General features: G+C 36.8%; 10 protein-coding genes. All 10 read left to right on the top strand.

Annotated elements, in window-relative coordinates; all coding sequences use genetic code 11:
* Nucleotides 1-46 precede the first annotated feature (46 nt).
* The 10 genes from KFE17_10305 to KFE17_10260 all read left to right on the top strand — a co-directional run bounded on the left by KFE17_10305 (nucleotide 47) and on the right by KFE17_10260 (nucleotide 13,951).
* Nucleotides 47-481, top strand: a complete 435-nt coding sequence (locus KFE17_10305; protein QUO33750.1) for a hypothetical protein — start codon at nucleotides 47-49, stop codon at nucleotides 479-481.
* Nucleotides 482-523: 42 nt separating this feature from the next.
* On the top strand, nucleotides 524-2,077 hold the full coding sequence (locus KFE17_10300) for an EAL domain-containing protein (protein QUO31267.1): 1,554 nt from the start codon (nucleotides 524-526) through the stop codon (nucleotides 2,075-2,077).
* Complete coding sequence (locus KFE17_10295) at nucleotides 2,067-3,986, top strand: diguanylate cyclase (GenBank protein ID QUO31266.1); 1,920 nt, start codon at nucleotides 2,067-2,069, stop codon at nucleotides 3,984-3,986. Before KFE17_10300 ends, KFE17_10295 begins: the two co-directional genes overlap by 11 nt.
* A 13-nt stretch (nucleotides 3,987-3,999) precedes the next feature.
* Entirely contained in the window at nucleotides 4,000-5,073 is a 1,074-nt protein-coding gene (locus tag KFE17_10290) for an alpha-L-fucosidase (GenBank protein QUO31265.1), read from the top strand.
* A 258-nt stretch (nucleotides 5,074-5,331) separates the two neighbouring features.
* Nucleotides 5,332-5,538 carry a hypothetical protein gene (locus KFE17_10285; protein ID QUO31264.1) on the top strand — a complete coding sequence of 69 codons (207 nt, stop codon included), beginning with the start codon at nucleotides 5,332-5,334 and terminating at the stop codon, nucleotides 5,536-5,538.
* A gap of 83 nt (nucleotides 5,539-5,621) precedes the next feature.
* The gene (locus KFE17_10280; GenBank protein ID QUO31263.1) at nucleotides 5,622-7,595 is read left to right on the top strand and encodes a polysaccharide biosynthesis protein; all 1,974 of its coding nucleotides are present in this window, start codon (nucleotides 5,622-5,624) and stop codon (nucleotides 7,593-7,595) included.
* 18 nt (nucleotides 7,596-7,613) lie between these two features.
* The gene (locus tag KFE17_10275) at nucleotides 7,614-10,667 is read left to right on the top strand and encodes a sugar transferase (GenBank protein ID QUO31262.1); all 3,054 of its coding nucleotides are present in this window, start codon (nucleotides 7,614-7,616) and stop codon (nucleotides 10,665-10,667) included.
* Nucleotides 10,668-10,785: 118 nt separating this feature from the next.
* Entirely contained in the window at nucleotides 10,786-11,922 is a 1,137-nt protein-coding gene (locus tag KFE17_10270) for a polysaccharide pyruvyl transferase family protein (GenBank protein ID QUO31261.1), read from the top strand.
* A gap of 15 nt (nucleotides 11,923-11,937) precedes the next feature.
* Complete coding sequence (locus tag KFE17_10265; protein QUO31260.1) at nucleotides 11,938-12,777, top strand: glycosyltransferase family 2 protein; 840 nt, start codon at nucleotides 11,938-11,940, stop codon at nucleotides 12,775-12,777.
* Complete coding sequence (locus KFE17_10260) at nucleotides 12,737-13,951, top strand: Coenzyme F420 hydrogenase/dehydrogenase, beta subunit C-terminal domain (GenBank protein QUO31259.1); 1,215 nt, start codon at nucleotides 12,737-12,739, stop codon at nucleotides 13,949-13,951. The genes KFE17_10265 and KFE17_10260 overlap by 41 nt, the downstream gene beginning before the upstream one ends.
* Nucleotides 13,952-13,958 lie beyond the last annotated feature (7 nt).

The following is a 13,958-nucleotide window of genomic DNA, read 5'->3' as shown; positions in this document are numbered from 1 at the left end:
AAATAAAAGAAAAAATCTCGTTTATATGTTTGGTGTTCTCAGTATTATGGCAACGCTGGCAGTGTTTGGGCTGTTTATATTTTCTTCGAATAAAATTCATGAGATGGTACTGGATAAAGAGATGGAGCAGAATGAACTTGTGACTTCTTATATTACGAGTATATTGAATTCTGAGATGGAGGATTGCCTTGAGATTTTGCATACAAGTGAAGAATTTTTGAGTACATACAAGAAAGATCGGCAAGAGGAAGTAACAGATAGTCTCCGAAAGATAAAAGAAGGAACTGTATTTGAATATTATGACATTATGGATTTTGTTCTTGAAGGAGAGGATACCGGCAGTCAGCCGGGATGGGTGATGCTGGCAGTGCCGTTACATCATCAGGGAACGGTTTTCAGTGATCTGTACGAAAAGGCGGATCTGGCGTTGTATAAAGTGAAACGTCAAGGACGAAACGGTTATAAAATTTGGAATGAGTAAGAATAAGAAATCAGGCGTGGGGATACAAAGGAAGAAAGAAAAATGCAGAAGAAAAAACATAATTTATTTACAATTGGAATTATAACAGCTGCATGCATACTGCTTGGGTGTTTTGCAGGTAATATGATGATGTTTCACGAGATGGTTGAGCGCATGGCAGCCCAGTATATTTCAGAGAAGAACCAGCAGTTGGCACAGGAGATTTTTACGAATCAGATAAAGCCATATATACTGTTGGACATTGCTATTGTCGGTGGGGTAGTACTTCTGATCAGTGCTTTGATTTTCCGGTATATGAAGGAGAACAAAAAAAGAGAAAAGGCGCTTTATATAGATGGACTGACCGGATCTTATAATCGAGAAGGTTTCCAAAGAGAAAGCTTGAAGATTTTTGAGACATCAGATACGCAGTCTTATATGGTCGTTTATATGAATGTAGTAGATTTTCGATATATTAACGAAAGCTGGGGAGAAGAAGATGGAAACCGGACCCTTCGTTTTATTGCAAAAATGCTTTCAACAGAACTGCGTGAGGGCGAAGTGCTTTGCCGAAGCGGTATGGATCATTTCTTTTTGTTAATGAATGAGAAAGAAGAAGGAGAGATTGCATCTAGAATCAACGATACGATTAATCAGATGAACTGCGTGATTAACCAGAAATTTCAGGGATTTAATCTGGAATTTACAATTGGAGCATGTGAATTCAGAAAAGAGAAAAAAATCAGTGGTCTCATGAATAAGGCAATCTATGCAAGTGAAGCAACAGAAGAGAAAAATAAATGTACGGTGTATGAAGGAAAAATCGAAGAACAATTTAAGCGGGAACAGTGGCTGAACAATGTTTTTGAGGAAGCGCTTCGCAATAAAGAATTTCAAGTTTATCTACAGCCAAAAATCCATTTGAATTCCGAAAAATGTTGTGAAGCAGAAGCGCTTGTTCGATGGAAGAATCCTAAAGTAGGGTTTATTTATCCATCAGAATTTATTCCTTTGTTTGAACAGAATGGAAAGATTGCAGAGCTTGATCTTTATATGTTTGAAGAAGTATGCAGACTTCTTCATCACTGGCACAGCATAGGGAATGATATGGAAATTTCGGTAAATCTCTCGCGGTTTCATTTGCGCAATTCCGGAACAGATATTTGCAATGAATATCTGGAAATTAAAAATAAATATGAGATTCCGGATGGAATGATCGAAATTGAGCTGACAGAGACAATGCTTTTGGAAGATAATCAGTTTGCCTTTGTAAAGAAGATTTTAGATACGTTCCGGAAGAACGGGGTGAAAGTGGCATTGGATGATTTCGGGTTTGCCTATTCTTCTCTGATTGTTTTAAAAGACTTCGATGCGGATGATCTTAAGCTTGACCGTGCTTTCTTTGTGAATGAAAATGAAAAATCGCAGAAGATTGTTGAGAATATGATCTGCCTTGCGCATGATCTTGGCATGAATGTTGTGGCAGAGGGAATCGAGAGAGAGAATCAGGTTGAGAGTTTGCGTAAGGTTGGCTGTGACATGATCCAGGGATATGTATATTCGAAACCACTTCCGGTGGATGAGTTTGAAGTATGGAGGAACGCCTATGCAAAATAGCAGTATCAAAAAAACATTGCCTCGCCTGACAAGGCTGATGATGGTGATTTTGATCGTGCTAATCCTTCCGGCTAATATTTATCTGCAGCTATTGCTGCAGCATAGAAGCCAACAAGAAAGTTCAAGGGAAGTTTTTAGTCAGCTTGCGCAAGTAATCGAAACGAATGAAGAAACACTTGAAAAGACAAAAGAAGATTTTTCGACAAAATGTATTCGGTCGGCTGAGATGGCTGCGTATTTTGTAGAGCATTTTCCGGAGGCAATTACAGATCTTGCGCACGTGCAGGAGCTGGCAAAGAAGCTGGATGTGGATGAGATTCACTTCCTTACCGGTGATGGAAGAATTTATGCAGGTACGCATCCGGAATATTACAATTATACATTCGACTCCGGAAAACAGATGGAATTCTTCAAGCCAATGCTCTCTGACCATTCACTGAAGCTTTGTCAGGAAATTCAGCCGAACACCGCTGAGGGAAAAGAGATGCAGTATGCAGCTGTGTGGACAAATGACGGAAAAACCATTGTTCAGATTGGAATGGAACCGAGGAGAGTGCTGGAAGAAATCGAAGAAAAGAGTCTTGAGAACGTGTTATCCACATTTCCAACAGATTTCCGTGGATATCTTCACATTCTTGATAAAGAAACGGGGATTATTATTGCATCCACATCAGAGAAATTGCTTGGAACAGATATCAGCGCTATGATGGAAGATTTCAAAACAATCCGGGTGGGAAAAACAGAGCATTACAAATGGAATGGTCTAAAGTACTGTGTCTATTCAGAAACATATGAAGACTATCTTCTTGTCCGCTCCTATTTATCCCTGTATCCGTTTCAGCTTTCTATTACTTCGACAGTCATTGTACTTTTGTATATTGTTGTGGCAACAGTGGCTGTTATTGGTATTATTGGGTGGTATGTAAATAAGAAGCTGGCAGGAAACTTGAATTTTATTGTGAATGATCTAAAGAAGATAGAAGAAGGGAATCTGGAAAATATTACGATTCAGACAGGAGTTCAGGAATTCGATGAGCTGATCCGCTATTTGAATCAGATGCTGAAAAGCATTCGGCTGAATTGGAACAAGTTATCTTATGTCATCGATAAAGGTCGGATTCCGCTTGGGATTTTTGAAGAAAATGTATTTTATAAAAAGCAGTTTATAAATGAACGGATGCTGGAACTGCTCGGAATTGAAAAGGAGAGTCAGACGGAATCTTCACAGCTGGCTAAAACTGTTCGGGAACGTTTAGAGCAGAGTCAGCAGAATTGTCTGAATGCTGAAGAAAATATTTATGAATATAACCGGGGCGACAGGAGGCTGCAGCTTCGCATTGAAGTTGCAGAAGATGAGCAGAGTATCACGTACTATGTGACGGACGTATCCCAATGGTGGGAAGAATTGCATGAACTTCGAAAGAAGAGTAATTGTGACAGTCTCACCGGACTTTATAACCGGCGCGGGTTCCACGACTGTATGGAACAGCTTTTTAAAGAACCGGATAAAATCGGAGCAGCAGTTATGATTATGTTGGATGCAGATGGTCTGAAACAGATAAATGATTTCTATGGTCATCAGAGCGGAGATAAATACCTTCAGTGTATTGGAGCAATGTTGGGAGAGATTGACAATCGTCATGGAATCAGCGCAAGGTTTGGCGGAGATGAATTTGCAGCCTTTTTGTATGGCTTTCATTCTGAAGAAGAGATTCAGAAAAAGGTGGAAGAATTCAAGCAGCAAAGAGGAAAGAAGCTTGATCTGGAGAAGGACATACCAGATATTACGCTGGAATTTTCGATGGGATATGTCTATTGTCATAGAAATGACGTCAATTATCACGAATTAATGTACATTGCGGATGAACGGATGTATAAAGAAAAAAATGAAAGAAAGGGCAGAGCGTAACGGAGGAAGAACGATGGAAAATATGACAGAGTGGTTCAAAGAGGCAAAATATGGAATGATGATTCACTGGGGGTTATATTCTTTGCTGGCGGGAGAGTACCGGGGAGAATATTCAAGCAACTATGCAGAGTGGATTCAGTCGAGATTTCAGATTCCGAATAAAGAATATGAGAAACTGGCAGAGGTATTCCATCCGATATATTTTGACGCGGATCAGATCGTAACGCTTGCAAAAGAGTGCGGGATGACATATCTTGTTGTGACAACAAAACATCACGATGGATTTGCCATGTACCACTCGAAAGCGGATAAATACAATATATGTGATGCGACACCGTTTGGCCGCGATGTGATCCGGGAACTGGCAGATGCATGTCGGCGAGAAGGTCTGAAGTTTGGAATCTATTACTCTCAGGATCTGGACTGGCACGAAGAACATGGGGGTGGCTATCTGTCCAATGATGAAGAAACTGCCGGAACAACGTGGGATAACAGTTGGGATTTCCCGGATGTCATTGACGAAGAGACAAAGAACGTAAAGAAAGATTACAGTATCTGCTTTGAGAAGAAAATCCTTCCGCAGGTAAGAGAGATTATGAGTGAGTACGGAGAAATATGTACTGCGTGGTTTGATGTTCCGATGACATTGACATTGGAGCAGAGCCGTAAGCTCTACAATACGGTAAAAGAATTACAGCCGAACTGTCTCATCAATTCCCGGATTGGAAACGGAATGTATGACTACGTCTCTCTTGGAGATAACGAGATCCCGGAGAAGCTTCCGGAGGCAACAAAAGATCCGCAGGAGATAGCGAAACTGTCAGAAACAATCGACTACAACGCGGTGGATGGTTTCAAGCCTTCTCCGAACGGGCTTTATGAAACTGCGGCTACGATGAACCACTCCTGGGGATATTCGGCTCACGATCAGGACTGGAAATCAGCGGAGACAATCTATCAATATAAGAAACATCTGAATAATATGGGGATTAACTACTTATTGAATGTGGGACTAGACCCACTTGGACGGATTCCGGCAGCAGCAGAGAAAGTCCTGCGGGAAGTAAAGCGGATGGAAAGAGCGTAAGGCAAGTGAGAGTGGAAAGATTAGTTATAAGTAATATCTATAAACAAAAAGTAAAGATATAAGAAATCATTATAAAGCATTATAAAAATGCATAGCGAACTTTAAAAAAGATGAATGAAATTGAACGAATTTTGACAAATTATGACATTTTATAAAAAGCACTTGCGGAAAATGGCGAAAATTAATATACTAGAAGAGAAATTAGGAACATAGTACAAGTTATTTGTTAGAAATACCAAGAGAAGTGGAGTGAAGCGTATGAATGAAAAGAAGATCGTAATGAGTGGATTTGCAATTGGCCTGATGATGCTGGCAGCAGCGTTTACTCTGCTTTTTACGCATGTGGATGCGAGCTGGTGGGAATTACGGACATCTGCGATTAATCCGGTACATACTGTCATTGCAACGGCGATCATGGCAGTGCTGGGCGCAGCCGTATATATTGTACGAAATAAAAGAAAATGATTTGACTTAAGAAAAAGACTGACTAAAAAAAGAGACAGTCTTTTTTCGCGTGACGAGATATGAATGAGAGGAAGAAGGAAACTATGGAACAAATGACGAAAAAATGGAAATTAAAGTGGATCTACAAATCGTTATTACTATGTCTGGCAGATATATTAATTGTGATGGGATCTTATTTTATGGCGCTGTTTATGCGATTTGATTTTCAGATTGCGATGATACCGGAAGAGTATCTTGCAGGCTACTTCTGGTCAATGCCATTCTGGATTGTATCTACTATTGTGATCTATTATATTTATAAGCTATATCATAGTATATGGGCATTTGTCAGTATTGCAGAAGTGAAGCGTATAGTCATGGCTGATCTGGTATTGATTCCGGTTTATATCTTCGGGGCAGTCTTTATGGAGCTTCATATGCCAAAGTCCTATTATTTTATGGGATATATTATAAGCTGCGTATGCTGTGCAGGCGTACGTTTCTCTTATCGGTATATCCGGTTTTATCTCCGATCACTGCAAGGAGAAACAAAGGAAGAAGGAAAAGAACGAGATCGTATTATGGTTATCGGTGCAGGAACAGTGGGTCAGACTTTAATCCGGGAAATTCGGAAAGCAGATTCTGTTTATGCGAAGGTAGTCTGTGCCATTGATGATAATCCGGAGAAAAAGGGACGAATTCTGGAAGGAATTCCGATTGTGGGTAACCGATATGATATTGTAGATATGGTTAAGAAATATGATGTAAATCGTATCATCTACGCCATTCCGTCAACAACGGGACAGAATCGAAAAGATATCCTGAACCTGTGCAAAGAAGCGGGATGCCGGATGCAGACTGTTCCAAGCGTGAGTCAGATTGTCAACGAGGAAGTCAGCATGACGAAGCTCCGGGAAGTGGAAATCTCAGACTTATTAGGAAGAAAACAGATTCTTGTCAATATGGATGAGATTACAGAATATATTAGAGGAAAGGTTGTTCTCGTCACCGGAGGAGGCGGAAGTATCGGTTCCGAACTATGTCGTCAGGTAGCAGCAAGAGAGCCGAAACAACTTATTATTCTGGATATTTATGAAAATAATGCTTATGATATCCAGATGGAACTTCGGAAGAAATATCCACAGTTAAATCTGGAAGTGATCATTGCGTCTGTCAGAGATAGCCGTAAGATGTTCAAAGTATTCAAAACATATCATCCGGATATTGTATACCATGCAGCAGCACATAAGCATGTTCCGCTTATGGAAGACAGTCCGTGTGAGTCTATTAAAAATAATGCGATCGGAACGTATAAGACTGCATTTGCAGCCATTGCACATGGAACAAAGAAATTCGTATTAATCAGTACAGATAAAGCGGTTAATCCAACAAATATTATGGGGGCAAGCAAGCGTCTTTGCGAAATGATTATTCAGGCTTTTGACAGTAAGGTAAAAGAAGGAAAAGCAGATGAAATTCCGCAGATATTTACTCATGCCATTCAAAAAGAATTAAAAAACATGAATTTGGAAGCGAATTTAAGAAACGCAAGGACAGAGTTCGTGGCAGTGCGCTTCGGAAATGTACTCGGAAGTAATGGATCTGTCATTCCGTTATTCAAAAAGCAGATTGAAGCAGGAGGCCCTGTAACGGTAACTGATCCAGAGATTATCCGTTATTTTATGACAATTCCTGAGGCGGTCAGTCTTGTCATGCAGGCAGGAACATATGCACGTGGAGGAGAAATCTTCGTCCTGGATATGGGGGAACCGGTGAAGATTGATACACTGGCAAGAAACCTGATTCGTCTGTCAGGCTATCGCCCGGATGAAGATATTAAGATCGAATATACAGGTCTTCGCCCAGGAGAGAAGCTTTATGAAGAGAAGCTGATGGCAGAAGAAGGACTAAAACGAACAGAAAATGAATTGATTCATATCGGTATGCCGATTCCATTTGATATTAACGAGTTCTTAGCGGATCTGGATGAACTGACGGATAAAGCATATGCAAATGTAGGAGATATTAGAGAATTGGTAGAAAAGATGGTATCAACATATCATCCGGCAGAGGATTAAAAAAGAGGAAAAAGTTCTATGAAGATAGATAAAAGTAAACTCAAAAAAATAGTTGTGTGTGTCGCAACAGCGATTGGAACAGCTTTTGTGGGATTAATACTATTGGCAAAAATTAAAAGAAAATCATCTACTTATGAAACAGAGCAAAAAGAAAAAAATCCAATGGAAGGGAAACAGGTTGTTTTTGTTCAAAATGATGATGATAAAGAAAATGCAGATGGTGTAAGAGGTCACCTTGAAGCAGTTGGAGGTTCTCAACGTAAACAAGGAATTTATGATAAATATGTAAAACGCATGATTGACATTATGTTATCATTTGGCGGTTTGATTGTATTATCTCCGGTATTCGCAGTGATTGCTCTTGCGATTGTCATTGAAGATCCGGGTCCAGTGTTGTTCTCGCAAAAGAGAATAGGAAAAAACAAGCAGTTTTTTAAGCTACATAAATTCCGTTCTATGAAAGTATCAACACCGAGAGATGTCCCAACACATATGTTAGAGAATCCAGACCAGTACATTACAAAGGTTGGAAAGTTTATTCGTGCACATAGTTTGGACGAATTGCCACAGATTTGGGATATCTTTGTAGGAAATATGAGTGTGATTGGACCACGTCCAGCATTATGGAATCAAGATGTATTAATAGCGGAACGAGACAAATATGGTGCGAATGATGTGAAGCCAGGATTAACAGGATGGGCGCAGATTAATGGACGCGATGAACTGGAGATTCCGGTAAAAGCGAAATTAGATGGAGAATATGTAGAAAAGGAAAGCCTTTTATTTGATGTAAAGTGTTTCTTAGGGACTGTTGGAAAAGTTGCAAAAGATGATAGTGTAGTCGAAGGCGGAACTGGAGAGATGGCAAAAGTTGGCCGGCAGTATATGAACGGAAAAACAGATAAAGAAATAATAGGAAATATTGGATTTGGCGAGGCAGTAATTGTAAACAGAGATAAAAAAATAAGAGTTTTAATTACTGGAGCAAATTCATATATTGGAGATTCTTTTTGCTCATATGCATCAACAAAATATCCTAAGATTGAAATTGATACATTGGATATGATTGATGGTTCATGGAGAGAGAAAAAATTTTCTGAATATGATATTGTTTATCATGTGGCTGGTATCGCTCATGCAGATGTTGGAAATGTAGATGAGTCAACAAAAGCAAAATATTATGAAATAAATACCGATTTGGCAGTTGAAGTTTGTAAGAAGGCAAAAATAGATGGTGTGAAAGAATTCATTTTTATGTCTTCTATGATTGTTTATGGAGACTCTGTGCCTTATGGGAAACATAAAGTTGTAGGGGAACACACAGTTCCTGTTGCTGCTAATTTTTATGGTGATTCGAAACTCCAAGCTGATGTTGCGGTCAGAAATTTAGCAGATGACAAATTTAAGGTGATTGTCCTGCGTCCTCCAATGATTTATGGAAAAAATAGCAAAGGAAATTATCCGGTTTTGGCAAAATTAGCAAAAAAAATGCCAGTGTTTCCAGATGTGGACAATGAAAGATCGATGCTACATATTGATAATTTGTGCGAATTCTTATGCCAAATTATGTTGATTGAAAACGTAAATCAAAATGCAACAGTTTTGATTCCGCAAAATGCAGAGTGGACAAAGACAAGTGAAATGGTAAAAGAAATTGCTAGAACTAGTGGTAAAAAGATCAGACTAATTCGTGTAATGAAGATGATTGTTATTGTTGGAAGTAAAGTTCCAGGGAAAATAGGAGAGCTAGTGAACAAAGCATTTGGAAATTCTGTATATGAACATAATATGAGTAGATATGATGGAATAGAATATCAACAGGTGTCATTGGCAGAATCTATTGCTCGTACGGAAGGAAGCAGAGGGTTTTCAGATAAAGAGGAGCCCATAGAAAAGTGTCATGATAAACCAAGAGCACTGATGTTGGCATCAGTGGCATCGATGATAGACCAGTTTAATATGGAGAATATTCGTATTTTATTAAGACTTGGTTATGAGGTTGATGTTATTGCTAATTTTGAAAAACCTGGTAATATTAGTAGAAAAAAATCTATTGAGTTAAAAAAAATATTACAGAACAGTGGTATTGGTGTGTATAATGTTGAAATTCCTAGATCAATAAGCTGCATAAAAGATATTTTGATTTCTTATAAGAAAATTCAAAATATTTGTTTTGAAAAAAAATATGATATGATTCATTGTCATTCCCCTATAGGAGGCGTATTGGCGCGTTTGGCAGCCAAAAAGATTAGAGGGGATGGTTGTAAGGTTATATATACGGCTCATGGATTTCACTTTTATGAGGGTGGAAGTAAGAAAAGTTGGATGGTATTTTATCCAATTGAAAAGATATGTTCCCACTTTACAGATGTACTTATTACAATTAATGAAGAAGATTATAAAATAGCAGAAAGAAAATTTAAGGCAGGAAAAGTTGTGAAAATACCAGGGGTGGGAATTAATACAGAGAAATTTAAGAAGTTTATGGGTGTTAACGAGATTATTGAAAAACGAAAAGAGATTGGGGTTTCCAAAGATGCAATTATGATTCTTTCTGTTGGAGAATTGAATACTAATAAAAATCATCAGTTGATAATAAGAGCTATAGCAGGCTTAGATAATAAAAAAATTCATTACGTAATTGTAGGTGTTGGATCCAAGAGAGGTGAGTTAGAAAAATTGGCAGAGGAATTGGAGGTAAACAATAGAGTTCATTTTTTGGGGTATAGGAAAGATATAGTAGAACTTAATAATTGTGCAGATTTATTTGCATTTCCGTCTATTCGAGAGGGACTAGGAATGGCTTCATTAGAAGCATTATCTTGTGAAGTTCCAGTGGTTGGTATGAATACAAGAGGTATAAAAGAGTATGTTATAGAAGGCGTAACAGGTTATTTATTTGAAAATGATGTTAACGATTGTAAAAGAGCAATAGTTCTTGCGATAAAGATGTTGAAAAATAAAGACTTAGTTGGTAAAAAATGTAGAGAAATATCATTAAAATATTCGATAGATAAAACTAATGGAATTATGCTTGAGGTGTATCGAAAAATTATCAATAATAGTAAGTAGAAGAAAGATATAAGAGTTTTATGATAATTATTAATAGAAGCGCAAGAAAACGGTGGTACTTTAAATCAAAAAATAGAAGAGAGAAAGAGAAACTTGTTAGGAATATAAGAGAGGTTTTATGGAGAAAATAGCTGTAGTCAATAGAACAAATTTAAAAAATTATGGTTCCGTTTTACAATGCTATGCGTTATGCGAGGCTATTAAAAAAATGGGATATGAGTCAGAAATAATATGGGAACAAGGAAATGTAGCAAAAAATTATGACTTTCGACCGCAAAAGATTTTTCTGACAGCAATGAAAATGATATTTCATCCATCGCTGATTGCAGGTGTTGTGAAAAGTATGAAAGAAGTGAAAACAAAGTCGCTTACTGAAGTTACAGTTAAAAAATTTGATGCTTTTGTAGAAAATCATATTACACAAAAACTTTATTCGAATAAAGAGCTTTCTCAAATAGCAAAAAGGGATGAATATTCAAAATTTGTATGTGGAAGTGATCAAGTGTGGTGTTCTACAACAATGTATGTTGATCCTTTGATGTATCTAAGATTTGCGCCAAAGGACAAAAGAATTGCATATGCACCTAGTATTGGAAGGAACTATATTCCGAATTATAATCGTGCAAAAATGAAAAAATATATTTCTGAAATTCCGTACGTATCTATTAGAGAAGATGATGGACAGCGTTTAGTAAAAGAGTTGACGGGGAGAGAAGTTCCGGTAGTTTTAGATCCAACGCTTCTCTTGGGGAAAAAAGTATGGAAAGAGCTTGCATATTCTGACATAAAAACAAAAGGAAAATATGTGGTGCTGTATTTCCTTGATGAAGCTTCTGAAGGGAATCAAAAAAGAATTGTAGAATTTTTAAATCAACAAGGTTTAGATAGTTATTCTATAGGTGTGAAAATGTCGTATGTTGAGAAATATGCAAGTGTGAATAGCTCAGATTGTGGTCCTAATGACTTCCTTAATTTGATTCAAAATGCAGAGGTTGTTATTACGGATTCTTATCATGGAATGTTGTTTTCTATGATTTTTGAACGAGATTTTTGGGCAATAAAAAGAGAGTACCAACAGTATGATCAGTCTTCTAGGCAAATAACGATTTTAAAACGTTTAGGTTTAGAAGAAAGATATGTGAACGATTGTAGTAACATTACAAAAGAAAACATAAATTATGTTTGGGTAAACAAGATATTACAGAAAATGCGTGAAGCATCTATAGACTATTTGAGAACTGCATTGGAAGGTTAAATAAAAGAGGTAGGTATGTCACAAGAAGTAAGAGTGGAAGTTCTTATGTCCGTAATGCATCAAGACGGATTTGATATTGCATATAAAACAAGTATAGATAGTGATGTGTTAATTATTAATCAGTGCGATAAAGAGGATTATCAAGAGATAGTTGTAAATGGACATCTTTGGAGAATGATCTCTACAACTGAAAGAGGTCTTTCAAAAAGTAGAAATATGGCATTGAAAAATGCGAAAGGTGATATATGTTTATTTTGCGATGATGATGAACTAATGGCAAAAGAATACACAGATATTCTTATAAATGCATTTTCAGAGTTGACGGATGCGACAGGAATAGTTTTCAATTTAAATAGAATTAATAATAAGATTAAAAAATCCTATTATCAAATTACGGAGGTGAAAGAAGCTCCCTTGCATAGGGCATATGGCTCCCCAATGTTAGCTATAAAAACAAAGGCAATAAAAGATACTAATATTAATTTTAATGAAAAGTTTGGTTCTGGCACTCAGTGGGGAGGAGGCGAAGATTCGCTCTTTGAGCATGATGTCAGAAAAAAAGGAATGAAAATTTATGAATATCCTGCGGAAATTGCAACAGTAGATTATAGTAACGAATCTAAATGGTTTCATGGTTATACCGCACATTATTTCTACAATTTGGGTGGATATCAACAATATTTATATAAAAATAATTTTGTATTGAAATTTTTGTGGAGAATTTATAACTGTTATAAACTTAGAAAAGAAAAAGAATTAAGTTCGATGCAGAAATTGTATTGGATGTGTCAAGGTGGAAAGGGAATAAAAAAAGATGTCACGTATACAGAATTTTTGGCTAGACAAAAGAAATAGTAATGGTGATTGTGTTTCACAATGTTGTGGGTGTAGTGCTTGTGCTAATAAATGTCCGAAAAATGCAATTACTATGAGATATGATCAAGAAGGATTTCTTTATCCGACTATTGATGATAAATTATGTATAGAATGTGGTTTATGTGTTAAGATATGCCCAATTAAGAGTAGAGAAAATCTAGAAAATCCGTATATGAAAACATATGCAGGTTACTCTTTAGATGCGAAGATTATGTATAACAGTACATCGGGAGGGTTTATAACAGCCCTTTCATTAAAAATAATTGATAACGAAGGAATAATTGCTGGTGTTCGCTACAAAACAGATTATATAAAGACAGAGTATTTCCTAGCAGAAAATAAAGAAGATGTGTTTTCATGTTCTAGTTCAAAGTATGTGCAGAGTGAAAAAAATATAGTCTATCAAAAGGTAGAATCACAATTAAAAAGGGGAAAACAGGTACTATTTGTGGGATGTCCTTGTGATGTTTATGCAATGCAACAATATTTAGGAAAATCATATAGTACACTTTTGACGTGTGAGCTGGTATGTATGGGAGTATCTTCCTATAAAATTGCTGAGGCATATAAAGAGTATGTAGAAAAGAAATATAAAGCTAAATTATGTAAAATAAACGCACGTAGTAAAAGAAAAGGTTGGTTTGTACCTCATTTAGAAGAAGAATATGGTGATGGACGCATAGAGTGTAATACTTTATATGGAACTTTTTTAGGATATGGTATGCAAGTATATAATAGACCGTCCTGTTTTCAATGTAAGTTTAGAGGAACAAAAGGTGTAGCTGATATACGAGTTGGGGATTTTTGGGGAATTAAAGAAACAGACCCATATTGGAATGAAAAAGGTGTATCTTGTATTTTGGTACGTACAGAAAAAGGAAAAGAAGCATTAGCGTTTCTTGAAAAAAGCGAGTTTTTATTGTATGAAACAGATTATGAAACGGCTACATTAAGTAACATGAGTTCGCATAGTAATAAGTCTTACAAATATGTAAAGAAAAGAGAAAAGTTTAAAAGAGTTTTTGAAAGAAGAGGCTTGATAGATGCTTGTGTTGCAACTGGAACAATTAGTTTTTGGACAAAACACATTATTCCGGATCAATACCATAATGTGATAAAAAAATTTTATCATGCTTTCAAAGATAAAAGGTAAAAATTTT

The organism is Faecalicatena sp. Marseille-Q4148, from assembly GCA_018228665.1.
Taxonomy (GTDB): domain Bacteria; phylum Bacillota; class Clostridia; order Lachnospirales; family Lachnospiraceae; genus UBA9414.
Note: the sequence above shows the minus strand (reverse complement) of the source record. Positions and strands in the feature narration are given on the sequence as shown.

Excerpts from the sequence above, each read along its gene's own strand:
- KFE17_10280 (QUO31263.1), top strand. The coding sequence starts at position 5,622 with ATGGAACAAATGACGAAAAAATGGAAATTAAAGTGGATCTACAAATCG.
- KFE17_10290 (QUO31265.1), top strand. The coding sequence starts at position 4,000 with ATGGAAAATATGACAGAGTGGTTCAAAGAGGCAAAATATGGAATGATG.
- KFE17_10270 (QUO31261.1), top strand. The coding sequence starts at position 10,786 with ATGGAGAAAATAGCTGTAGTCAATAGAACAAATTTAAAAAATTATGGT.
- KFE17_10275 (QUO31262.1), top strand. The coding sequence starts at position 7,614 with ATGAAGATAGATAAAAGTAAACTCAAAAAAATAGTTGTGTGTGTCGCA.
- KFE17_10305 (QUO33750.1), top strand. The coding sequence starts at position 47 with ATGGCAACGCTGGCAGTGTTTGGGCTGTTTATATTTTCTTCGAATAAA.
- KFE17_10300 (QUO31267.1), top strand. The coding sequence starts at position 524 with ATGCAGAAGAAAAAACATAATTTATTTACAATTGGAATTATAACAGCT.
- KFE17_10265 (QUO31260.1), top strand. The coding sequence starts at position 11,938 with ATGTCACAAGAAGTAAGAGTGGAAGTTCTTATGTCCGTAATGCATCAA.
- KFE17_10285 (QUO31264.1), top strand. The coding sequence starts at position 5,332 with ATGAATGAAAAGAAGATCGTAATGAGTGGATTTGCAATTGGCCTGATG.
- KFE17_10295 (QUO31266.1), top strand. The coding sequence starts at position 2,067 with ATGCAAAATAGCAGTATCAAAAAAACATTGCCTCGCCTGACAAGGCTG.
- KFE17_10260 (QUO31259.1), top strand. The coding sequence starts at position 12,737 with ATGTCACGTATACAGAATTTTTGGCTAGACAAAAGAAATAGTAATGGT.